The organism is Pseudoxanthomonas sp. 3HH-4 (assembly GCF_006716465.1).
In the GTDB taxonomy this organism is placed as follows: Bacteria; Pseudomonadota; Gammaproteobacteria; order Xanthomonadales; family Xanthomonadaceae; genus Pseudoxanthomonas_A.
In genome coordinates this window covers 77,193-99,784 of sequence record NZ_VFPB01000007.1, presented here as the reverse complement: position 1 = coordinate 99,784, position 22,592 = coordinate 77,193, and the positions used below count along the sequence as shown (strand labels likewise).

The 22,592-nt window shown below is 61.5% G+C and carries 15 protein-coding genes and 1 tRNA gene; 6 read left to right on the top strand and 10 right to left on the bottom strand.

All coding sequences use genetic code 11. From position 1 onward, the window contains the following. Positions 1 to 57 precede the first annotated feature (57 nt). From FB548_RS18090 to FB548_RS18075, 4 genes are read right to left on the bottom strand one after another with little or no spacing between them, the layout of a single operon-like run. Positions 58 to 1,401, bottom strand: coding sequence for a hypothetical protein (locus FB548_RS18090; protein ID WP_142126205.1), 1,344 nt, complete (start codon positions 1,399 to 1,401; stop codon positions 58 to 60). Continuing rightward, on the bottom strand, positions 1,398 to 7,703 hold the full coding sequence (locus tag FB548_RS18085) for an AAA domain-containing protein (RefSeq protein ID WP_142126204.1): 6,306 nt from the start codon (positions 7,701 to 7,703) through the stop codon (positions 1,398 to 1,400). Before FB548_RS18085 ends, FB548_RS18090 begins: the two co-directional genes overlap by 4 nt. Beyond that, entirely contained in the window at positions 7,700 to 8,371 is a 672-nt protein-coding gene (locus FB548_RS18080) for a 4Fe-4S single cluster domain-containing protein (RefSeq protein WP_142126203.1), read from the bottom strand. The genes FB548_RS18085 and FB548_RS18080 overlap by 4 nt, the downstream gene beginning before the upstream one ends. Continuing rightward, on the bottom strand, positions 8,368 to 10,200 hold the full coding sequence (locus FB548_RS18075) for an AAA family ATPase (protein WP_142126202.1): 1,833 nt from the start codon (positions 10,198 to 10,200) through the stop codon (positions 8,368 to 8,370). The genes FB548_RS18080 and FB548_RS18075 overlap by 4 nt, the downstream gene beginning before the upstream one ends. A 154-nt stretch (positions 10,201 to 10,354) precedes the next feature. Here FB548_RS18075 and FB548_RS18070 point away from each other — a divergent pair, with 154 nt between their 5' ends. Continuing rightward, positions 10,355 to 11,137: an FRG domain-containing protein gene (locus FB548_RS18070; RefSeq protein WP_255470621.1), complete on the top strand. Its 783-nt coding sequence runs from the start codon at positions 10,355 to 10,357 to the stop codon at positions 11,135 to 11,137. Positions 11,138 to 11,343: 206 nt separating this feature from the next. Next, positions 11,344 to 12,264 carry a hypothetical protein gene (locus FB548_RS18065; protein ID WP_142126201.1) on the top strand — a complete coding sequence of 307 codons (921 nt, stop codon included), beginning with the start codon at positions 11,344 to 11,346 and terminating at the stop codon, positions 12,262 to 12,264. Between the two features lie 278 nt (positions 12,265 to 12,542). Here FB548_RS18065 and FB548_RS18060 read toward each other — a convergent pair whose 3' ends face one another. After that, a complete protein-coding gene (locus tag FB548_RS18060) occupies positions 12,543 to 12,932 on the bottom strand; it encodes a hypothetical protein (protein WP_142126200.1) in 390 nt (129 codons plus the stop codon). A gap of 97 nt (positions 12,933 to 13,029) precedes the next feature. Between FB548_RS18060 and FB548_RS18055 the strand changes: the two genes are divergently transcribed. Then, a complete protein-coding gene (locus FB548_RS18055) occupies positions 13,030 to 13,542 on the top strand; it encodes a hypothetical protein (RefSeq protein ID WP_142126199.1) in 513 nt (170 codons plus the stop codon). An 835-nt stretch (positions 13,543 to 14,377) separates the two neighbouring features. Here the strand turns inward: FB548_RS18055 and FB548_RS18045 are convergent. Both FB548_RS18045 and FB548_RS18040 read right to left on the bottom strand, forming a co-directional pair. Beyond that, positions 14,378 to 15,634 carry an integrase arm-type DNA-binding domain-containing protein gene (locus FB548_RS18045; protein WP_142126197.1) on the bottom strand — a complete coding sequence of 419 codons (1,257 nt, stop codon included), beginning with the start codon at positions 15,632 to 15,634 and terminating at the stop codon, positions 14,378 to 14,380. A 176-nt stretch (positions 15,635 to 15,810) separates the two neighbouring features. Then, a tRNA-Met gene (locus FB548_RS18040) sits at positions 15,811 to 15,887 on the bottom strand. 116 nt (positions 15,888 to 16,003) lie between these two features. On the opposite strand from FB548_RS18040, the gene FB548_RS18035 reads away from it, so the two are divergent. The 3 genes from FB548_RS18035 to bfr all read left to right on the top strand — a co-directional run bounded on the left by FB548_RS18035 (position 16,004) and on the right by bfr (position 17,481). Next, entirely contained in the window at positions 16,004 to 16,603 is a 600-nt protein-coding gene (locus FB548_RS18035) for an RNA pyrophosphohydrolase (protein WP_142126196.1), read from the top strand. Between the two features lie 67 nt (positions 16,604 to 16,670). Continuing rightward, positions 16,671 to 16,883, top strand: coding sequence for a (2Fe-2S)-binding protein (locus FB548_RS18030; RefSeq protein ID WP_142126195.1), 213 nt, complete (start codon positions 16,671 to 16,673; stop codon positions 16,881 to 16,883). Between the two features lie 121 nt (positions 16,884 to 17,004). Further along, positions 17,005 to 17,481 (top strand): bacterioferritin, encoded by a 477-nt coding sequence (gene bfr / locus FB548_RS18025; RefSeq protein WP_142126194.1) that lies wholly within the window; start codon positions 17,005 to 17,007, stop codon positions 17,479 to 17,481. On the opposite strand, the gene FB548_RS18020 is transcribed toward bfr, so the two are convergent. The 3 genes from FB548_RS18020 to FB548_RS18010 form a co-directional block, all read right to left on the bottom strand. Further along, positions 17,448 to 19,952, bottom strand: a complete 2,505-nt coding sequence (locus tag FB548_RS18020; protein WP_255470620.1) for a hybrid sensor histidine kinase/response regulator — start codon at positions 19,950 to 19,952, stop codon at positions 17,448 to 17,450. The two genes, bfr and FB548_RS18020, sit on opposite strands and share 34 nt — an antisense overlap. Before the next feature lie 2 nt (positions 19,953 to 19,954). Beyond that, positions 19,955 to 21,856, bottom strand: coding sequence for an EAL domain-containing response regulator (locus tag FB548_RS18015; RefSeq protein ID WP_142126193.1), 1,902 nt, complete (start codon positions 21,854 to 21,856; stop codon positions 19,955 to 19,957). An 82-nt stretch (positions 21,857 to 21,938) separates the two neighbouring features. Continuing rightward, positions 21,939 to 22,559, bottom strand: coding sequence for a DUF4126 domain-containing protein (locus tag FB548_RS18010; RefSeq protein WP_142126192.1), 621 nt, complete (start codon positions 22,557 to 22,559; stop codon positions 21,939 to 21,941). Positions 22,560 to 22,592: the final 33 nt, after the last annotated feature.

The following is a 22,592-nucleotide window of genomic DNA, read 5'->3' as shown; positions in this document are numbered from 1 at the left end:
TAGATGGGGTGCCGCCTAACGCCTTCGGCAGCCGATCTCGACCTGCGTTCTCCAGAGCTAAGTGCTGTTGCGGGAAACAGAATGGGTAGCAGAGCTCCCGCTGTCGGCTTCCAGGTTGATCACCTTCAGCGGCACTTCTCCTACCCCGAGTGCTTTCTCTATAGCCAGCTCATTGCCTTGCGTTGCTAGCAGTGAGCGCAGGCGCGAGAATTCGCCGCACCAGATCGTTTCGATGTCCCGATCCCGTGCTCGATCGTGCCTTCCAGAGAGCGATACAGCACGCACCTGCAACCGGCCGCTTTCCGCGCGTCCGCCCACTTCCACGCCAAAGCCCGGCGTGGCAGTTTTGCGTAAGACCACATTGCCTGCCTGTGCCCAAGCGGTCTCCATACCCTCTCGAACTTCATATCCCAAGCTTGCCAACCCATCCAGGACAGCTCGACGTCGCGCGATCGCCGCGCGCCTGCCAAGCTCTTGGGCAATCGCTTCACGACACTGCTCGGACAATGTCATCACACGTTGCTTGTCTGGTTGTGAGCTGGCCAGGCAGTCTTCGGTCTGCATCAGGAGGCCCGACGCCTCGTGCCCAACCAAGGCTTCAAGTTCAGCGACCAGGGTGCGCAACGACGCGATACGGGTGCTCTGAGCTTGGTAGCCTGCAGTTGCCGCGGCAAGGTCGAGGACAAGGCTGTCGAGCAACATGTTGCGGTGGGAAGATGCCGACTGAGCTTCGATAACTTCAAGTCGCTGCAAGTAGGGGGCTGCCGCAGAGTCCCCATATAGGGTTTGCAGTTGAGCCAAATGTTCATCTATACGCTGCATGCGAGGCTCACGAGCCTCGTTTTGAGAAGACTGCCAACGATCGGGACGTTCGATTTGCAGTGCGCGCGCAAGATGACGTTGCGACTCACTGAGTTCGGTATCGTTCACCGCAGTGGCCAAGCTGGAGAAACCTTTAGCCACGACCGCGGCCGCATCCGACATGGCGCGTCCCTGAGCGATAGATCGTAGTGCTTCCATCAACGAAGCATCGGTGCTTGCACTGTGCTCTAGCGCCCCAAGCAACGTGGTAGCGTTCTCGCGGAGATTACGTTTGGCGTTGCGCGCCAAACTCGCCTTAGCAACCGCCCGCTCTTGGCGCTGCGTCAGGTCGCGCTCAAGAAACCCTATCTCCAAAGGAACCTCGGCTTGGAGTTGCGCAAGCTGGTCCTCCAGAAGCAGTTTTCTCAGGCGGTCGTGGCGTTCGAGCGTGGTGGTCAATGATGCGTCATCAAGTTCCCCCAAGCGGGTGGCTTGCCTCTGCCAGTGGGCGAACGCCTGGGCGAGCCGTTGGAGGTGTCCTTCGCAGATCGCCAGGATCTCCTCGCGCGTAACGATACGAACAACTTTTGGTCCGCTCATGAGCGCTCCGCCGTGTCGGCCAAAGTGTGAACACTCGCAGCGAGGGCAACGGCTTTCTCGATGGCCTGTTTGAGCGCTTCGCGCTCTGTGCCGCCATCGCGATGCCAGCCCTGGGATGAAACGCGATGAATGTAGGGGATGGAGCGCCCCAACACCTTGCGGCGCCAGATCTCGCGTGCGCGGGCATGCTTCAAAAGTGCATGGCGTGGGCTATCGCACTCGATACCCAGCGCGTAGAGGCCGGTGGCAGGGTCCTCAATCGCAAAGTCCAGACCAAAGGTGTCGCCCTCATCTGCCCCTACGGGCTCCCAACCCAGCGACCGAATATAAGCGGCCACGGCATCAGTGAAGCCGTCGCTGGATGTCTTACGCTCGCCACGGACATGGCTGCGGTCGGTATGCAATCGGCAAAGTAGCGACCGGCTGGTCGCGAACTCGCCTGCAGACAATGCCCGCGCGTACTCAAGATAACCTTGCAGATAGTCGCGTGGGATCGAGGGCGCCCGCTGGGTGCTGAGCATGTCCGAAATGTCGGGGATGGGCATTGAGGTAACCATGACCACCTTCTTCCGCGCGCGGGTAACGGCAACGTTCAAGCGGCGCTCACCACCGGTTTGACCCAGCACGCCGAAGTTGCGGCGGAAAGTGCCTTGGCCGTTGCGGCCGAAGGTCGAGGAGAACACGATGACGTCGCGCTCATCACCCTGCACGTTCTCGACGTTCTTGACGAATACCGCCATGTCTTCGCCGTCCTCACTGCGTTCGCGCTCCTGGGCATACGCCACACGGAACGCGTCGTCGTGCTCGGCTCGCTGTTCCATGCGCTCTTCGATCAGGTCCGCCTGCTTACGGTTGAAGGTCACCACGCCTATAGAAGGCCGCTTCTGTACAGGTTCGCGCCATACCTGTGCCACATATTCCACGACACGCTCGGCCTCCTGCACGTTGGTCTGATCCTGATACAGGCCATCCACGCGGATCATCTCCAGCGGCCTGACGGCCAGGATCTTATCTGGCGGGTGGCGCACGGGAACGCTGAGGCGATCACCGTAGAACGAAGCGTTGGAGAATCCGATAAGTTCTCGATAGGCCGAGCGATAGTGGATCTCCAGGGTGGTTGTTGGTAGCACGCTTTTGGCGAGCTGGAGTAGGTCCGGGCAATCCTTGATTTCTCGCCGGTTCCAGGTGTCCTCAAACTGATCGTGTTCTTCCTGCTCTGCGTCATCGCCAGGAGATTGGCCATCGAACAGCTCGGCCTCATCGCTTTCCACACGACTTGAGAAAAAGGCGGTGGGTGGCATCTGCTTCTCATCGCCGCTGACCACCATCACCCGGCCGCGGAACAATGTGGGCAACGCGAACTCGACGGGCATCTGTGAGGCCTCGTCGTAGATCACGGCGTCGAACAAGCCTGGCCGCAAGGGCAGCACGCGGCTGGCGACATCCGGATTCATCAGCCAGACCGGGCGCAGATGCATCAGGCCCAGGTCGGCACCCAGTTCGACAAACTCACGAAGGCGGCGGGAGCGGCGGCCAGTCAGCCGCGTTACATCTTCCCACTGTTTGCGTGAGCCAAGACGGGCAGTCTCGATCCCGGCGCCCAAGAGTTCGCGGTTGAGATGACGCATCTGCGAATCGGCTTGGGCAAGCGCCTCAATCTTTGTAGCGGCTTCGGCTTGATCCAATAGCAGCGCGGGCTGCTCCTGTTCCACGCGCTGCTTCCAGCCCAAGCGCGCCTCGTGGTTGATCAGGCGACGCACTGCAGCATCAAGCCGCTCGCTTGGGATGTGGTCCAAGTCAGTCTGGCGCTCCCGCAACAAGGCAAGAAACGCCAAGTCTGCGGCGCTCAGCTGTTTGGCGCGCACACGGAATTGTTGGTAATGGCCGAGCTGCGGTAACGCTTGATCCACCTCGTGCAGCGAGGCCGTATTGCTTTGTCCTTTCTCAATCGAGATGCGCAACTGCCCCCCCCAGTCCTCCTCAGCCCAATCCGCCAAGCGCGATAGCCGATTCAAGCTGCGCTCTCGTGCCGCCTGCCGGGCCAAGGCCGCCTCGGTCTCGGTGAGTAGCGCTTCGAGCGACTGTTTCGTGCCCTCCAAGATGGAAGCCTCCAGCGTCGAGGCGCGGGGCGCTGTAGAGATCGAGGCAGACAGGCCTTGCGCATCACGCAGCTTGGTCAGCGTATCCCCCACCTGGGAAGCCAGTTGAAGTCCCGCATCTGGAGCGGGGATGGGCAGGCTTAGCAACTGCTGCACTGCACTGAACTGGGCGCGCAGCGGGCGCCAGTGCGCTTCAAGGCGCGCTGCAGCAAGGGCTTCGGATATCTCGGAAGCGCCCAACGTAGACACGCCTTGCGCCGTCAGGAATGCCGATACGGTGCGCCGACGCAGATAGTGCGTCGGGTTGAGCTTTGAGAACCACGACGTGGCGTCCAACACCCGGCTGGCGTGGTCAATCAGGCCATTGAGCTCTATGGTTGGTAGCGCACTTAGCGCGGGAGAAAGGCGGGGAGAGTAATCGCCCAGTGCTGACTGCCGTGCCCGTTTCTCAATGTGCTCAAGTTCGCCGACCGTGCGCGCGCCTGCATTGGCATAGCCGGCCGCGCGCTCTCCGAACAGCGGCAGCCAACGGGTGAGGCGCTGCCGGCGATCATCCGCAAGATCAAGCAGCGTCCGTGCCGGCCCTTCAAGCCAGTGGCGATAGGGTTCAGGCTCTGCGACGTCGAAGCTCGCGGGCCTAGATTGGAGGATCGTCAGTCGAGATGCCTCCGCCTCGACGAACTGCGCGAATTCGCTTCTGAATGATTCAAGCGTCGCGGCATCTGCTGGAAATGCTTTCAGGCGTGCCAGTGGGCTGCCTTCAAAACGCGCGGGTAGCCATAGGCGCACGAGGGGCGCGCAGGCTTCCTCCAAGTGAGCCAGGGCCGTAATGTCCAGGCTGCCCAAACGCTGGCGTAGGGCAGGAAACTGCAAGACCGGTTCCCCCTGTTCCAGCTCAATCAGCTCGCCCAGAAGTTGCCGATAGCTCAGTCCTGTGCGCTCGTCCAGTGCATGCAGGCAGCTGTGGTAGCGATCAAGCTCGCCTTCCAAGGCCTCGATACGAGCCGCCAGCCGTTCTCGCTGGGCCTGCCAGGAGCGCGAGGACGACCCCGTTGAGCCGAAGAGGGATTCAAGTTGCTCGCGAACGCCCCGGATGACGCGCTCGCGGTCACGGTTGACATCGTCGAGCATGACCACGCGACTGCCGAGACCTTCAGCCACCAGCCGCTTATGCACCACTTCAAGCGCCGCGTGCTTTTGACACACAATCAACAAGCTCTGATGCCGACCGATTGCATCGGCCACCATGTTGACGATGGTCTGACTCTTGCCCGTACCCGGCGGTCCTTCGATTAACAGGCCCGGCGCTTGGCGCGCCTGCATGACCGCCTCTTCTTGGGAGGGATCGCTGGGAGCAGTAAAGAAGCGTTCGAGCTCTGGGACAGGTGCAGTAGCCTCGGAAGGGGTGGTGCGCAGGCGAAGGGCGGTTTCCAATCCGGTACCGGCCGGGGAGGTCGATTTGAGCTGGCGCAGATCCTCGCCCAATGCTTGCCCCATGAAGGTCACATGGAATAGCACGCCGGCGCAGGCCAGCTCGTTCTCGTGCACTCGGACTTCGGTGGATGCCGACGGCAATCCTTCGAGCACTCGTGCTCTGGAACTGGCCAGTACGCCGAACGCGTCCATCACGTCGGCTGCTTTCAGGGAAGAACGCCCCAATAGCTCGTCGGCGGTTCTGCGCCAAGCCTTGCAGGCGTCCACCCCCACGAGCGCTTCAAGAGCAGGATTGAGGCGAACCTCTTCACGCTCACTGTCGAACGCCAAGGACACTTGGCCGCGGGTTCCCAATTCAAGATGCAGCTTTACCGGCCACAGCAGTAGTGGCGCAATACGGGTGCGGGTGTTTCCACGTGCATCGCGCGTCAGCAGGAAGGGAAAACCCAAGTGCAAGCCGTCGATACCTGTATCACGTTTGTAAAGCGAGCTCTGCCGGTGCAGAGCATGCAGGCGCTGCTCCATTTGGAGGTTGCCGGAGAATGCTGCCGGATCCACCTCAATGGCCTTGGCTTGGCGCTGCAGTAGCGCGTCAAGCAGTGCTGCGGCTGGCCGACGCGCGGTGTCGAGCTCGCGCACGTCGACTCGTCCCGTGGTCTTGCCAATGGTCATCCTCACCAGTGGTCCACGCATCACGCTCGTGGTGATCTTCTTCTCGAAGAAATCCAGGATCTGGGTGACGTATTGCTGCTTCTGGGGTTCCAGCCAGTTCTCGGATGGCACGGCAAGCAATACGAGCGCATTGGCCAACGGCATACGCCGCTCAATGCGAAATTGGTCAGCCCAGGCATCCAATCGCCCTAAGCCGCAGCGCGCGAAGCCCGCAATGCGTTCGTCCACATTTCGAAACAATGTCGGGCGATCAAGCAGAAGTAGAGCACGCGCGGCATCACTATCGAATGCGGTTGCGCCCGCATCCGTTGCCAGTCTTTCCGCTTCGGCGACAATCGCATTTACGGAACGAAACTGGTGGATCGCCGCACTAAGCAGAACGATCAGGTCTTCCTCGCCTATTGCGCGCCGGTCGGTCAGTGAGCGAATGCCTGGGTGTTCGCTATCAGGCAACAGTCGTTGCCGCTCCTGCCATTGCGCGGCAAGCCGTGCCCGGGAGGTGGACAGCAGATAGATCCGCAACTGAGGCTCGTCCAGCTCTATGTCCTGGTGCCGCGCGCGCTGTCGCACCTGCTCAGCCCGGACCTTCAGACGTGATAGCCAGTTCTCGCTGGTCAAGGTCTCCAGTAGGTCCGGCACCGGGCCGGTGATCAGCCGATAGCCTTCCAAGGGGTGTTCGAGTAGCCAGCCCGGCGTGACGATATGCCCCCGTTGGATCAGGGGGACATCGGGATTGAGGATCTTCAACGCCAGCATCAGGCGGAAGTCGTCTTCCAGCTCGTCGTACTGGGCGACTTGTCGCAGGCCCGCGAGCGTCTTGGGTGCAAGGCCGATCTGCTCGCCCCACGTAGCGATCACCCCACGCAGCAGGTGATCCAGCGCCTGAGCCCAGTGCTGCTCTTCGGCGGCGGCCAATGCGAAGGGGCCTGGGCTATGGAAGCGTCGCCCCGCCAAGATGATCGTCGCGCCGTCCTCGGTGTCTTGTTCCACCTGCACAGCAGCAGGCGCCGTCACCGCTTCAACATCCAGCCATGCGCAGACCTGGGCCCATTGCCAACGTTGGTGGCGATCACGGGCGAGCAACCCGCGGAGCAGCAGTTCAAGCTGTGGATCAATTGCTGGCGGGAGCTGCACGCCATGGGCCAGCACGTGGATCAGATACGCATTGGGATTAATGCCCTCAAAGCACGCTCCTTGTGTGATCTGCTCGAGCAGGATCATGCCCAGGCTCCACCAGTCCGAAGCGGCGGCAACGCCGCCGGCGATGGCTTCGGGTGCCATATAGCGGCTGATTTCAAGCGGCGAGACGATATCGAGATCGAACTCGGAAAGTCGCGCCGATCCGAATCCGCTGATCACCAGATCTAGAGGCTCGCGTTGCCGAACCAACAACGTGCCTGGCCGTAGATCGCGGTGGCGCAGCCCGGCCTCGCTGAACGCATGGAGCGCATGTCCGAGTTCACGGACGATGTGTCGAACGGCCTCTAGGTCATGGATGACGATGCCCAGCCCCGCAAGCGTGCCCCCGGTCAGCTCTTCGGCCACCTCATAGGCGCGGTCATTCCAGCGGCCAGTGGCGATGATTTCCGGAACGTGGTCGCGTGGGAGTCGGCGCAGCACGCTGTAGACCGCTGGATCAGGCTCAGCGCCTGCCCGGTACAAGGTCAAGATCGCTTGTCTGCCGTCATCGTGCTGGGCCAGATAGCGCTCGCGCACGCCATCGGTGCGGCTGATCTCGCGCAAAAGGCGCCACCCATCAATCTGAGTTTCGCTCTGATCCGCTTCTGCCTCGGGTTCATTGAGTGACGCCTGCGATTGGGGCGTCTCGGGCGATGCGAGTTCGGCGCCGCATTCCAGACATATGAGATCCCCTGGTTGCATGGGGTGGCCGGCGCTGCAGAGTAGGGCGGGCTCCTGAGTGTCCTCAGCATGTACTTGCAGGACCTCGCGAGTGGTGACCGGTTGCGGGCGCCACCCCAACTGGCGGATCGGTTCGTTCGACAGGTCCCAACCGCAGGTCTGATTCAGCACCGTGCCTTCGCAGATGAGCTCAACGATCGCACGCTCGGTTTTGCAGTGGCGGCAGAAGCGCATCATGTTGTAGGTGCCCCATGGCTAGTATGCGCTGCAGTGTCAGCGCTGATCTGTAGTTGGTGGCCTTGCTCTCGAAGCAGATCGCGAAGGCGGGTTAGATCATCACGCCGCGGGATGCCTGCCATCCAAACGGTGCCGTCCTCATCCAGCATGAGATCCAGGGTCTTATCCTCGGGCTGCAAGGGCCGCTCGAAGGCCATGAACCTCTCGCGCCCGAGCACGGTCAATAGCGTCAGTCGCTGGTTGTCGCTGCCGCGTAGCACCATGGACTGGGGCTTTTGCTGGTCAAACGGATCTGATATCAGCGCATCAATCAGTCCGTGAGTTCGTTTCAAAGATGGCGTCAGCTGCTCGATTGAGTAACCGCTGTAAATGAGAATGTCGAGATCGGGATGACGCGTTAGTTCTGTCAGAAGCTCTATCAGGGCATCGGGTTGATCAAAGGGCTCACCACCAGAGATGGTGATACCCGAGGCTTCCTCAAGCCACGGTTCTGCATACTCGAGCAGTTGCGCGACAGTCGTGGAATGGCGTCCTGGCCCCCAGGTGTCGGCGGAAATGCAGCCCTCGCACCGAATACTGCAGCCTTGAAACCAAATGCCAAGTCGGCGACCCGGACCCAGCGCAGTCACCGGGAAATGAACGCGTGAGAGGTTGAGCTTGGCGCTCAACGGGGCACCAACTGCAGCCTCTCGGCCGATAGTTCGGGGACGTCGAAGCGCTGCCCAGGCTGTGCCTCCTGATCAAATAGGGCACGGGCCAGGGGATTGATCAGATATGCCTCAAGCTGATTACGGATGCCGCGCCCTCCGTTAGAGAGATCGTCAAGGCACAAAGCGCGAAGCGAGTCTCTGGCTGACCCTGCGAGCGTCACACTCAAATTCTGCATTTCCAAGTCGCTAAGGGTGGCTTCCACCATCTGCTCAAAAATTTCCGCCGCTATCTCGGGGCGGATAAAGTCGAAGATGATGATGTTCTCACCGATACGGTTGAGGATCTCCGGCCTGTTGAGAACTGCTTTGAAATGACGCTCGATCTCACTTTCGACCTTTCGTTGGACCGTCTCGAAAAGGTCGGAGGGCAGGACGTTGGCGACTCGTTCGCCGCTCTCGTCCTGGCGATAAATTCCAAGGTTGGACGTAAATACGATGAGCGCTTCGGAGAAGTAGACCCGATCTCCACGCCCCGAGGTCAGCACGCCGTCGTCCAAGATCTGTAAGAACTTGTCGAGTATGCGTGGATGGGCTTTTTCGATTTCATCGAACAGCACCACGCTGAAAGGCTTCTCGCGGATCGCGTTGGTGAGCTCGCCGCCAACGTCGTAACCGACATAACCTGGTGGTGCACCGATCAAGCGCTGGTCGGAGTGCTCGGCGCTGAATTCGGACATATCGAAGCGGATATAGGCACTTTCATCACCAAACAACAAGCTGGTCATCGTCTTGGCCAGTTCGGTCTTGCCTACACCGGTGGGGCCGGCAAGAAACGCCACACCCCGCGGTCGGTTGCCCTTGCGGCTGGCGCCCACGCCGATCATCGCACGCTTGACGATGTCCAACATGTGGGTGACGGCATGAGTCTGCCCCTTGACCCGGCGACGTATGAAGTCGTCAGCATCCCGGATCTTCCGGCGATCGATCTTCAGCCAAGGGTCTTCAGTTACGCCAACTTTGTAGCGACGCACTGCGTCGGCGACGTGGGCCATCCCCACGCCCTCGACGCGCGCGAGTTGCGCAATCGCATTGAGATCCAGCAGCAACAGGCCTTCGGTACTCTCGACAAAGGCATTGGTTGACTGCTGCAAGGCCGGGGCACTAGCTTCCCGCCCCCCTTCCAGCCCACGTAGCAGGCTCGCGGCGACCGCGTGGCGTGATGGCAGGTCTGGCTTGGATACGGGAATGTGGCGCAGACGCGGGTTATCGACCATTAGCCAGTCCGGCAGATCGCCTTCCTTGTCTACGATCCACAGCACGGTGTTGAAGAATGGCTTGCGCGTCGGACCTCCAGGCCGCGCCCTGGCTCGGTGGGAGAGCACGAGGGCCTGGGTGAACAACTGATGCTCGATCTGCGTCAAGCCCTCAGTGCGCACGACCAAGCGAGAGGCAAAGTCGATTACCAGCGCTATCGGATCGCCGTCGTGCTCGACAAGTCGCGGCAAAGTGTGGCTAAGCAAGTCAGTTCCAGCGGCAGCGGCACCCTCAACAGGCGTCAGGCCCAGCTCCCGGAGGAGGGCATCACCGGCGGCGCGATCGGCGCCAAGTGGTGGTAGCGAAGTAAAGCCCGCCAGCGGATCCCATGCGACGACCTGCCCGTAACCGGCCTCAAGCAAGGCGTCTCTCAGGCAGGGGATGAAGGCCTGTGGAGTAACTACGCCGGGTGAGACCTCGCTGGCCTGCAGGTCAGCGACATTCCCCGAAAGAATGAACTGGCTCTTGAGAGGCAGGAATCGGAGTAGATCGCGAAGCCAGCGTGGCTTCTGAAAAACGGCTGGAGATGGCATGGCGGAGGTCCCTCCCCACGATGGACTCGGCCCTTAGAATAGCTCCATTGGGCGGCTTCTCCCATATGTCCTGGCTTGTAAAGCCGGCGGGCCACTGCCACCTCGGTTGGGGCGACGGGCAAAGCGATCTGCCTGGTTGGTTTGAGAGAAATGTATGACGGATAAGGGTCTAGAAGAGTTTTGGGCTGAGTTCTTCGCCATTGCACATACTTCGCAGGGTGGTCCGGAGATGTTGTTCCGCGGTGTGACGGACATCGCGCACGAACTCATTCCGTCTATTGGTCGCGGTACACGGGAGGGAACGTGCGGCGACAGTACGACGTTGGAGAGCAATATGCTGTCCGAGTTCAAAAGGCTCACAGTCCCTATTCTTAAGCAGCCCCCATCATCAGAATTTGAGTGGTTGTTCCTCGCGCAGCACTATGGTCTTCCCACGCGACTTCTCGACTGGTCGTCCAATCCCCTGGTGGCATTGTTCTTCGCCACCGAGCGAGAAGACGATAGGGACGGCGTGGTCTACTACTTGCGGCACCCTGTATCGGATCAGTATCACTTGTTTGACTATAGAGTTGCTTGTTACACGAGTGAGGCTGCGAAAGCTCCTAGCGGACGGATCGCAATCCAGCCAGAGCAAGGAAGCGTTATTTTTGTAAGGCCTCGATACACCGACGAGCGCTATGTTAATCAGCGGTCTGTGTTCTCCTGCCCAAAGGATCCGTTTACACCTCCGGCGTTCAAGGGTCTAAAGCGTCTTTCCGTGAAAGCAGTGTGGAAAGAGGAGATCCGTAGAAGGCTTCGAGTGCTGGGAATCTCCAACTCCTACATGTATCCAGGAATCGCCGGTGTGGCGAGTGAACTGAGATCGCTTATGTTCAATCCAGTAGCGTCAGGACGGTTGCAGATGCTCACTTTGAGGGCGGAGATCCAGCTAACTTGATGGCTCCCGTTGGGTAGCGACGGAAGAGCGCCGATCCTTACGAGGCGTAGTAGTCCTATTCCATAGTTGGACATGCTTGTTGGACAGGTTGTCCCAGTCCTAGAATCGTGCCTTGGCGGGGGTGCGTACCGCTGCATGGGGCGTCTTAAGTTCTGTTGCCGGCCGAGTATCCGTCACGGCCGCCATAATTCAGGAGTGTTACTTATATGGATCCGATTTCAGGTTTTGCGTCGATAGTTTCGCTTGCTGCTGAGTTCCTGATGCAACGCCAGTCCGGCAAAGAGGCGAGTCTTGAAGAGTTCAAGGACTGGCTTGCTGATCATAGGCAGGCGGAAGTTGTAAAAATTCTCGAATCAAACGCTTCGACCGCGGTGAGCATTAAAGCGATGCTTCATGTGTCACACCGTGAAGTCTTGGACATACTTGAGCAGATACGGCAGCAGATATCCGCAAGCCAAGAATCGGTGGGAACTGTGCCTGCGCCTATTGTCAGTGATGCGATCGAGAAGATCGTTCTTGGCGTTGAGAACAAGTTCCTTGGAACCGATGAGGCTATTGATAGCCTTGCCATGCGCTGTGCTGTGCATGCCATCCAAGGCAAGACGGTCGAATTCCAGATTGAACTTGCGGAAACTGCGTTCAACCCGCCACCAGAAGACCCGCTGGCGCTTGCTCGGTATGAGAAGGCGAGGACGGATCGTGCGCAGCGATTGAAGAGACGTCTCGAGATGCTGACTTCGAAAGAAGTGCATGAGTGGTGGAGGTATTTTCTTATCCGCAAAGAAGACTGGGCTGTGGTCATCCAGAACCTCATCTTGCGTGCCGACTTGGCTTCCAATGGTGTTGCTACCGGCAAGAAGATTGATGTTTGGCGAACAGACAAGCCCGTTCTCAATACTTCGATCGATCTTTCGCATAACGAAATGCATGAAGCGCTTCAGCACTTGGGCTTCGAGTCCGCGAACGCTCTTCGGATGGGGTCTCACTGGCGTGCGGCTACGGATCTTCCCTTGGGCTTGATCGTCAGGCACATAATTCCGAGCATCATTGCCCATCTCGAGATACGCGAGATTCCAGCTTCTGGCGACGTTCTTGATCTCGCTGCGTGGCACATCGGCGAAGGCTAGGCCGAGCCGGCCGAGCGTCGATACTGGCGAGCCGGCTGTTTAAGAGTCGGCTCGCTTCTGGCCTTCAAGGGAGGGGGCTGGTTCGCACGCGAAGGCTAGTAGGGTGGTGAGCAGTAAGGCCGTGAAGGATTGGTTGCTTCACCGACAGTAGCGCTTGACGTGTCCGTATCGCAACAGAAAGACAATATCGTGATCGCACCAGAGCAGGTGCCCGCAGACGCAAGTAGTGGGGCGGGCGCTATCCTAGACGTAAGAAGAAGGTCGAACTTACCTCTCCCTTACTCTCTGGGCACGCTCGTGCCTAGAGCGCTTTCTGCGCACATGGCATCACATTCGTCGAAGGTATCCTGCCTGCTGATGATCTGTGCATTGCTGGGGTCGATGACGCGGTAGTCCACGGGCGCGCAGGCCCGACGGTCGCAATAAAGGGTCAAGACCAGCTTGGGCCCACTCGACGTCTCAACGCAATCGAGCGTGTTGCGATCTTGCAGGAATATCCCAGCGTTTTCTTCGGGGCCAGGACCTACGGTCAGCGTGCGCGAACCCGAGTGCAGTGCGATCGCGCCGACCGGCCCGATCGTATGCTGTCCAGCGGTATCGCGCAGCGCGCCCGTGATCCGGAGGCTCGCCACTCTCCTTTCCATTGATGCCTTGGCTTGTGAGGCCAACTCTGCGACCCTAACGTCGAGCGAAATAATGACGATGTAGGGACATCCTGGTTGCTGTGGAGAAGCGTAGAGCCGGGCACCAGGATCCGGACGATTGATGGTTGAGGCTAAAGGGGAGCGTAAATTGAATCCGGTATTCGAAGATGACTTCTGGCGCGTTTGCATTGCGTGGAGTAAGCCGATCCCCTATGAGAGAGCACGTGACGAAGGGTCTGAACATGACGAAACCGCTAACCTTTACATGATCACGGCACGCTTCTCCGACAAGAAGCACAAATTCATTTATCTCGGGAAGACCTACAAGCAGTATGTCCAAAAGCGCCTGAAACAACCCGATCACCACGCTAGGTATGCTGGAATTGTCAGGAACCACCCGAAGCACCGCATTTTTCTGAGATATGGAACCGTCAAGGTAGACGCAGGCAAGGTCACCAAAAAGAGAATCGATGATCTAGAGCGAATATTGATCTACTGTCTGGATGACGAGCACAGCAGAAACGTAAAATCGATTTACAGTCATGGCGTTACTGACTCGTATGAGATCGTAAGCTCGGGCTCCCGAGGAACTCTACCCAAGTGCTTAGCGCTAGGCTTCTTCTGTAAGGGATGAGGGCTAACAATCTTTCAAGCCGAAGTCTCGCTTGGTTAAGAGGTCAGGTCACAGATGAAAGTTACCTTCATCCCGGCAAGAGACTTGAAAAGCAAGTTTGAAGTGCTTGGTCACTTCTATTCATTGGCGGTACTTGGAAAGGAGCCAGTGAAGTGCCGAAGCGTTCTCGAGATTAGAACAAGTGACTGTAGTCAGTACGACCTAGCTGACGCGGTCTTCGTCATGATGAATCCTGGATCATCTAAGCCTCTTTCAGAACAAGACTACGTAGTCTCCTTAGAGGGCGTCGCTGGATTGACAGACGCGCTGGTTCCCACAGCGCCGGATACTACACAGTACCAGTTGATGCGTGTCATGCACTTCATGGAATGGAGGGTCGTTAGGGTCATAAATCTTTCAGACCTTCGGGATCCGCAAAGCGCATCATTTGTGGATCGCTATACAGCTTTTGAAGAGGAGACCGGCACCACGTCGCATTCTGTATTCTCATCGGACAGATCACATCAGCTGGCACGCCATTTATTGAGAGGGTCCAGGGCGCCTATAGTTTGCGCTTGGGGGGTTAGCAATGATCTAACTCCCCTGATCTGTCGCGCAGTTACGGCACTTGCTCCACATTCGAGAGTTACAGGCTTGAGCAAGCCGGGGGAGGAGGGGAAGTATTTCCATCCTCTTCCTACGCTTCAACATCAAAAAGTGATTTGGGTCGAACGAATGTTGGCCACACTGCAGCCTCATATTCCATTCTGAGGGAGCCTAATTCGCGGATCGGCTTGTCTTTTTGATGTCTCCCGACGTCCGCTTCTGGCCGGAAGCGGACTTGCCTCTGATGAAATCAGGCTGCTTTGGAATCGAGCCGCGCTTCTATTCCCATCGCTTTGCACGCGTCCAAATAGTCCGCCCACGCCTGCATCATCTTCTTTCGTTCAGGCATATGCTTGGCGAGGTTATAGATCGCCCGTACGCCTTGCCCCTTATGGGCGAGCTGACGCTCGATCGCGTCCGGATTGAATCCGAGTTCGTTGAGCAGAGTGGAGGCCATGTGGCGAAACCCATGGCCAACAATGGTGTTGCCATCGTAGCCAAGGTTTCTCAAGGCAGCGTTTACCGTGTTCTCGGACATGCAGCGCTTGGGGTCGCGCACCCCGGGGAAGACGTACTCCCGATGTCCCGTGAGTGGCTGTAGATCTCGGAGGATGGCTACCGCTTGCTCTGCGAGCGGCACAACGTGTGGCTCGGTGTTCGGATCCTCCTTGTCGGCCTTTGGCAACTTCCTTCGGCTAGCTGGAATTACCCAGCGCGCGCCATCAGGATGATCAAGGTCGAACTCAGCCCAGCGGGCGCCCCGGAGTTCGCCGGGACGTACAAAGGTCATTGGGGCCAACTTCAAGGCCGCAGAGGTAGCAGGCTCACCCCGGTATCGATCCATCGCCCTCAAAAGTCCGCCGACCTCTTTCGGATCTGTGATCGTGGGAAAGCTGCGCTTCCGACGTGATGGCAGGGCCGCACCCAGGTCCGCAGCTGGGTTGCGGTCGGCTCGCTCGGTAGCTACGGCGTACTTGAACACGCTGCTGATCGCTGCCATGACCCGATGAGCCTGCTCATGATGACTGCGCTCAACCATACGGGTCAGTAAGGGGCGTAGATCCGAAACTCCGACTTCTGCAATCGGCTTTTTGCCAATCCAGGGAAAGACATGAGCTTCAAGACGCACCTTTTGCTTGGCATGGTGGCTGTCGGTCCAGCCGTGCGCCTTCACGGCCAGCCATTCACGTGAGATGACTTCGAAGCTATTGCCGGCCCGCTCGACGCCGGCAGATTGCTCTGCCTTCCGGTGCTCGCCGGGGTCGATCCCTGCGGCGAGCTGCTTGCGAGCCCGATCGCGCTCGGCGCGGGCTTCTGCGAGGCCTGTGTCAGGGTAGGTGCCCAGGCTAAGGGTGTTCCGCTTGCCTGAGACAGGGCGCCGGTAATCCAGTCTCCACCAGCGCGCGCCATCTGGTCGGAGAATTAGGTAAAGACCGCCGCCGTCGCGCAACTTGAGCGGCTTTTGTTCAGGTTTCGTTTTGCGGATGGCAGTATCGGTCAGCGGCATGCGGTAACGGCCTTGGCGGTAACAGTTTTGGCGGTATGCCGCCTACCGCCAAAGTTACCGCCCCTTACCGCCGGCTTGCAACGGATGTCCTCGGACTACTCGGGACACAAAAAAGGCCGGAAGCCTTGATATATCGGGGCTTTCCGGCCTTAGTTGGACTTGCTCGTACTATCACGTGGTGGCTATGGGTGGACTCGAACCACCGACCCCAGCATTATGAGTGCTGTGCTCTAACCGGCTGAGCTACATAGCCGCGTGAACCGCGTATTCTTCATTTCGACCCCCTGCCTGTCAAGCCGGGCGGCCGCGCTTGTCGCCTGCGGCGGGGCGTGGCAGAGTCGGGGACAGTAGATTTTAGGAGTCCGCATCGTGATCGATCCGGACGGCTACCGACCCAATGTCGGCATCGTGTTGATGCGGCCTGATGGCCGGGTGTTCTGGGCACGGCGCGTGCGCCGGGATGGCTGGCAGTTCCCGCAGGGCGGCATGAACACGGACGAGACCCCGGTCGAGGCCATGTACCGCGAGTTGCGCGAAGAAACCGGCCTGTTGCCCGAACATGTGGAAGTTCTGGGCGTCACGCCCGGCTGGCTGCGCTATCGCCTGCCGTCCCGCGCCATCCGCCGCAACGAACGCCAGGTCTGCATCGGCCAGAAGCAGGTCTGGTTCCTGCTGCGCCTGGTCGGCGACGAAGCCCACGTCCGCCTGGACCTCACCGAGAGCCCTGAATTCGATCATTGGCGCTGGGTGGATTTCTGGTATCCGCTCGAACACGTGGTCATGTTCAAGCGTCGCGTGTACGCCAGCGCACTGGGGCACTTGGCCTCGTTCGCCCGCGGGGTCGCGGGCCCGCAAGCGATCCCCCCGCAACTGCCCGCCCCCCGGGCTTCGGTGGACGGGAACCGCTGGCGTGGCCGTGACCGGCCGGCACGTAAACGGGGCGGTACCGGCGAACCCGTCAAGAATTGACAATCATTCTCATCTTGGGTGAAATGGCGTCGGGCCATCCCGTGCCCGCCGCACTGCCACCGCCACCGTGTACGTCTGCATCTGCAACGGCGTGACCGACCGCCAGATCCGTGAAGCCGCCGCCGCGGGATGCGCCACCGTGGCCGAGCTGACCATGCGCACGGGCGCGGGCGCCAACTGCGGCAGCTGTCTGGACATGGCGATGGACGTACTGCAGGCCGCGCAACCTGCGTCGCGTGAGCCGCTGTTTCCCATCCTGACGCTCTCGCACGCAGCCTGACGTCCGCGCGACCACCTGTCGGCGGGGACGGTATCCCTCCAGAATGATCACGATTCGCGTTCCGTCACGGCGCGCGTGCACGGGCTAACCTTTGCCGTTCTTCCGCCCACGGAGCATGGCCATGAAAGGCGACGCCAAGGTCATCGAGTACCTCAACAAGGCGCTCTACAACGAGCTCACCGCGATCAACCAGTACTTCCTGCACGCCAAGATGCTGAAGAACTGGGGCTTCAAGGAGCTGGCCGAGCACGAGTACAAGGAATCCATCGACGAGATGAAGCATGCCGACAAGCTGTCGGAGCGCATCCTGTTCCTTGATGGGCTGCCCAACTTCCAGGCGCTGGGCAAGCTGCGCATCGGCGAAACCCCACGCGAGATCCTGGAGTGCGATCTGGCGCTGGAACAGGAAGCGCTGCCGCTGCTGCGCGAGGCGATCGCGTACTGCGAATCGGTGGCCGACTACGTCAGCCGGCAGCTGTTCGCGAACATCCTCGATTCCGAAGAGGAGCACATCGACTGGCTGGAAACGCAGCTGTCGGTGATCGACCGTATCGGCGAGCCGAATTACCTGCTGACCAAACTCGAAGGCGACGACTGACCGGTCGCTGGCGTCGGCGGCAACAGCGGCCTGCCGAGCTGTTGCGCCGCGTAGCCCTGCAGCGCCATGCGCGCGCGCGCGTACTCGGCGATGACCAGTGCCACGGCGACGGCCGGGCGCTCCAGCTTGCGGGCGCGTGCGCCCAGTTCCACGCGTTTGGCAGCGGCCGACAAGGCCATCGCGCCCACGTTGGCGCTGGATGATTTGAGCGTATGCGCGGCATCGCGCATGGCATCCAGATCGGGCACGGCAGCCGCCTTCTCCAGCGTACCGATCAGGCGTGGCGCGTCTTCCAGGAAGATGGTGATGATGCGCGTGGTCTCGTCACCTGCAATCTCGCGCAGTTCCTCCAGCATGGTCTGGTCCAGCACCGGAAAGCTCGGCGCCGGCGCGCGCGCGGTGGCGACGGCCGGGGCCGGCGGCGCGGGTTCTGCGGCGGGCACGAGCGCGGCATTGCGCAACACGAAGTTCATGCGGTCCGGCAGCCACCGGTGCAGGCAGCTTTCCAGTTGCTCGCGCGACACCGGCTTGGCGAGATAGTCGTCCATGCCGGCGTCCAGGCAGCGCTGGCGATCCCCGGCCATCGCATTGGCCGTCATCGCGACAATGGGCAGGCGGGGGACGCCTTCGGTGCGCTGCGCCTCCGACTCGCGCCACCGCCGCGTGGCGGCGTAGCCGTCCAGTACCGGCATCTGGCAGTCCATCAGGATCAGGTCGAAGTGCTCCACCTGCATGCGCTTGATGGCGATGTCGCCATTGGCTGCGGTCTCGCAATTGAAGCCCAGCGCGGACAGCAGCTTCTGCGCCACCAGCAGGTTGACCGGATTGTCTTCCACCAGCAGCAGGCGGGGCTCGGTGCGCATGGCACTGACGACGGCGGGTTCCGGGCCCGGAGTGGGCGCCTCCGCTTCATGCGTTGCGGGAGCGACCGCTGCTTGCCTCTCACGGGCGTCGGTTGTGCGCGGGAACGCGGGGTCAGGCAGCGGGGCTGCGTTCCCGGTTTCAGGAAATATCTCTTCCATGGCAATGGCAACCACGTCCGGATCATGTTCCGGCGCGGCACCGGTCAGCGCTGCGCGGAGGTCCGCATCCGGCGACTGCCGCGACAGCAACGTGCTGCGTGGGTGCAGTTCGGTCGGGACGGTCTCGTCGCCGTACAGCCAGACCAGGCGCAGCGGATCGGGCGATGGGCGGCGTGCGATGGCGCGGTGCAGCGCCAATGCGGTACTGCGGATGCCACTGATGTCGGCCAGGACCGCCAGATAATCCTGCTGCGCCTGTTCACTGACCATGCGCAGCCGGTCAAGCGCTTCCTGCGTGGTTTCCACCGCCATCGGCTGCATGCCCCAGTTGGTGGCCAGCAGGGTGAGGCGCTGCCGCAGTCGGGCATCGGGCGAGACGATCAGTACGCGGCCATGGTCCAGCGCGCCGTTGTCGCGCTGGCGCAGGTCGCCGATGACCTTCATCAGCGGCACTTCGAACCAGAACGTGGAGCCGCGCCCGATCTCCGAAACCACGTCGATGCGGCCGCCCATCAGGTCGACGATGCGCCGGCAGATCGCCAGGCCAAGCCCGGTGCCACCATACAGTCGGGTGGTGGACGCATCGGCCTGGCTGAAGGAATGGAACAGGCGGTGGCGCGCATCTTCCTCGATGCCGATGCCGGTGTCCCGTACCTCGAAGCGCAGCAGGTGCTGCGCGGCGGTTTCGCCGAGCCGCCGCACGACCAGCGTGACCGAGCCGCGCTCGGTGAACTTGATCGCGTTGCCGACCAGGTTGGTCAGCACCTGGCGCAACCGCACCGGGTCGCCACGGACGGGCAGGCGTACCGCGGGATCCAACTGGAGGCTCAACCGCAGCCCCTTGTTCTCGGCGGGGCGATACATGAGCTGCAGCACGCTGTCGAGCAGCTCGCGCAGGTTGAACCCGGTGATCTCCAACTCCAGCTTGTTCGCTTCGAGTTTGGAGTAGTCGAGGATGTCGTCCACGATCCGCAGCAGCTGGTGCGAGGAGGCGGTGGCCGTGCTCAGCATCTCGCGCTGGTCCGGTGCCAGCGGCGCACGCGACAGCATCTCCAGCATCGGCACAATGCCGTTGAGCGGCGTGCGGATCTCGTGGCTCATAGTGGCCAGGAATTCGCCCTTCGCCATCGCAGCCGATTCGGCGGCCTGCTTGGCGCGCATCAGCTCCTGCTCCAGCCTGTCGTGGCGATGGAGGTCCCGTTGCAGGCTGTCGCGCTCGGATTCGGCCATCGCCGCGCGCGCCTGCACACCGGCGCGCTGGCGGGCTTCGTTGTGCGATTGCAGTCCGGTGGCGATGGCCGCTGCCAGCCCCGCCGCGCCTGTTCCGAGCGCGACGGGCAGCCAAGGCCCCGCGATGCCTGCCCAGTGCAGGCCCATCGATGCGACCGACGACGCGGCAAGCGTCGCCGTCACCCACGGCATCACCGGCATCCGTCCGGTGGTGGGCATCGTTACAGCACCGCGTTGTGGAAGTCGAAACCGAGTTCGCTGCCGACCGCCTGCACCAGATTGCCCTGGATGAAGTCGACACCGCCCATCCACATGGCTGCTGCGGCCTGGGGATCTTCGATCTGCTGCCCGATCACCTGCAGGCCCTGGCGGTGGGCGTTGTCGATGATCCCGCGCAACTGGTCGCGCAGGACCGGATCGGCGTGGGCGCTGGCGTACTTGCTGGAGACACGCACGAAACCCAGAGGCAGCTGCGTCAGCAGGGCGTCGGCTTCCACTCCGGGCTCGAACTGGCTGAGGCAGAACTGCACGCCTGCAGGCATCAGTTGCTGGCAGAACTGCCGCAGCGTGACGGTATGGATCAGGGCGTCGGACAGGCGCAGGTCGATGACCAGCGACGTGCCCTCGATGCCGCGCGCACGCAGCGCGTCGAGCAGCCACGGAGCATGCGACTCGCGCGCCAGCGAGCGCGGCGACTGCGAGACGAACAGGCGCAGTGACGGTCCCGCCGCTTGTCGCTCGGCCAGCACGAACAGCGCGTGTTCCAGCACCCAGTGGTCGATCTGCGAGATACCCCCCGCGAGTTCGGCCGCCGGGATCACCTGCGACGCGGGCAACAGGGAACCGTCGGGTTGGCGCATGCGCAACAGCACCTGGTATTGCGCCTGGTCGTTGCCAGCCACCGCCACGATCGGCTGGTAGGCCAGCTCGAACTGGCCATCCTCCAGCGAGATGCGCGGGGCGTCGTCGTCGACCTGGGCCGGTATGTACTCGGCCAGGCTGTCGGACTTCAGGCGGGCCTGCAGCACCGCGCGTTCGATGGCCTCCAGCGCGCTGCCGGCGTCGGCGAAGCCGAGGGACAGCGCGGTGTAGCCGATCGAGCCGCGAAGCTTGAGCACTTCGTTGGGGCGGGTTTCAAAGTCATGCCCGGCAAGTCCGTCGCGCAACTGCTGTGCCAGGGCGGCCAGGGTCGCCTCGTCGACGCTGTCGGCCAGCATCAGGAAGCTGTTGTCGTTCAATCGCGCCACCGGGTGCGGCGACGCAGCGGCAGCCAACTGGCGCCCGGCCTGGCTCATCAGGTGCTCGAACACCGCATAGCCGTAGCGTTCACGCAGGCTCAGCGCGCTGTTGACCTCGACGAAGAACAGCCCGCCGCGCCCCTGCCGCTGCAACGACTCGCCGAGCTGCTGCAGCACGAAGGTACGGGTGGGCAGGCCGGTATCGGTGTTGAGCGAGGGCCGCGGCGCCTGCTGGGCCTGGCTGCGCTGGCGCGCGCGCTGGATGCGGTTGGACACCGCCGCGATCAGGTGGCGGGGCCGGATCGGCTTGTTGAGGAAGTCGTCCGCGCCGCTTTCCAGTACTTCGAACTGGCGTTCCGGGTCCGGATCGCCGGTCAGGAAAACGATCGGCAAGTGCAGGTATTCAGGCTGTTGCCGCAGCAGCATGGTCAGCGACATGCCATCACGGCCGGGCATGTGCAGGTCCATCAGCACCAGGTCGGGACGGAAGCGGCGCATGGCGTCGAGCAGGCCATCGGACTGCATCTGCACGTCGGCCTGCATGCCAGCGCCATGCAGCACGCTCTGGGCGAACAGGGCTTGGCCGCGGTCGTCTTCGACGATCAGCACGCGGTAGGGCGATTCCGGATCGACGGGTTCAGAGGGTGGTCCAGCAGGCGTCGCGGCAACCGCGGCTCGTGGAGGTGTGGATGTTGCCGGCGGCTCGGGGGGGATGGAGGACTGGCTGGTCATCTCGACGGGCTCTCCGGCTCCGGGTTCGGCCGCGTCTTCGGGGGCGGCATCGTCCACCCAACGGCGCCAATAATGTGCCGGCGGGGTTTCTGCACGCAGGCGCGAGCGTGAAGGCTCATCCTGCGGGCGGGATGTGGAGTCGATGGCGGACATCAGGCTTCCCCAAGCTGAGCCTCATTATGCGACGAAGTTCACGAGTGAGGCAGACCCATGATCCCCGATGCGCCGACGCCTGTCACGGGCCGGAGGTCGGGGGCGACACGGGAGCTGAAGGCGCTGTCTGCAGCAAGCGTTTCAGTCCGCGCGACACGCTGCGCCAGACCCACCAGACCGCCAGCGCGATGAGCAGCGACACTCCGATCACAAGGAACAACGCAATCCAGGGGTGCGCAAAGGCCATCGCGAGGCCGCCCACGACCACGGCATCTTCCGCCACCGAGGCGGTCCAGTTGCTGACCGGCTCGGGCGAGGTGTTCATCAGGGCACGTGAGCCGCTCTTCAGCAGATGGCTGGTGAGCGCCACGCCGGCACCCGCCGCCAGCGCCCCGCCACTGAGTTGGCCATCCGGGGACAGGGTGGCGGCGGCGAGGAACGCGCCTGCCGGCACGCGGGCCAGGGTCTGCAGCAGGTCCCAGCCGGAGTCCACGCCCGGGATCTTGTCGGCGAAGAACTCGGTCAGCGCAAGCGCGCCGGAGGTCCCCAGCACCCACCAGGATTCGGTCACCTGCAAGGCGGGCGGCAGATCCAGCCAGCCCAGTGCCCCGGCGAGGCCCAGCCCGAAAACGGTGAGATAGACGCGGATCCCGGCCATCCATGCCAACAGGATCCCAATTACGAAAAGATGCGCTTCGGACATGCCGGCTACTCCCGTTAGACTCATGGGCTCGCG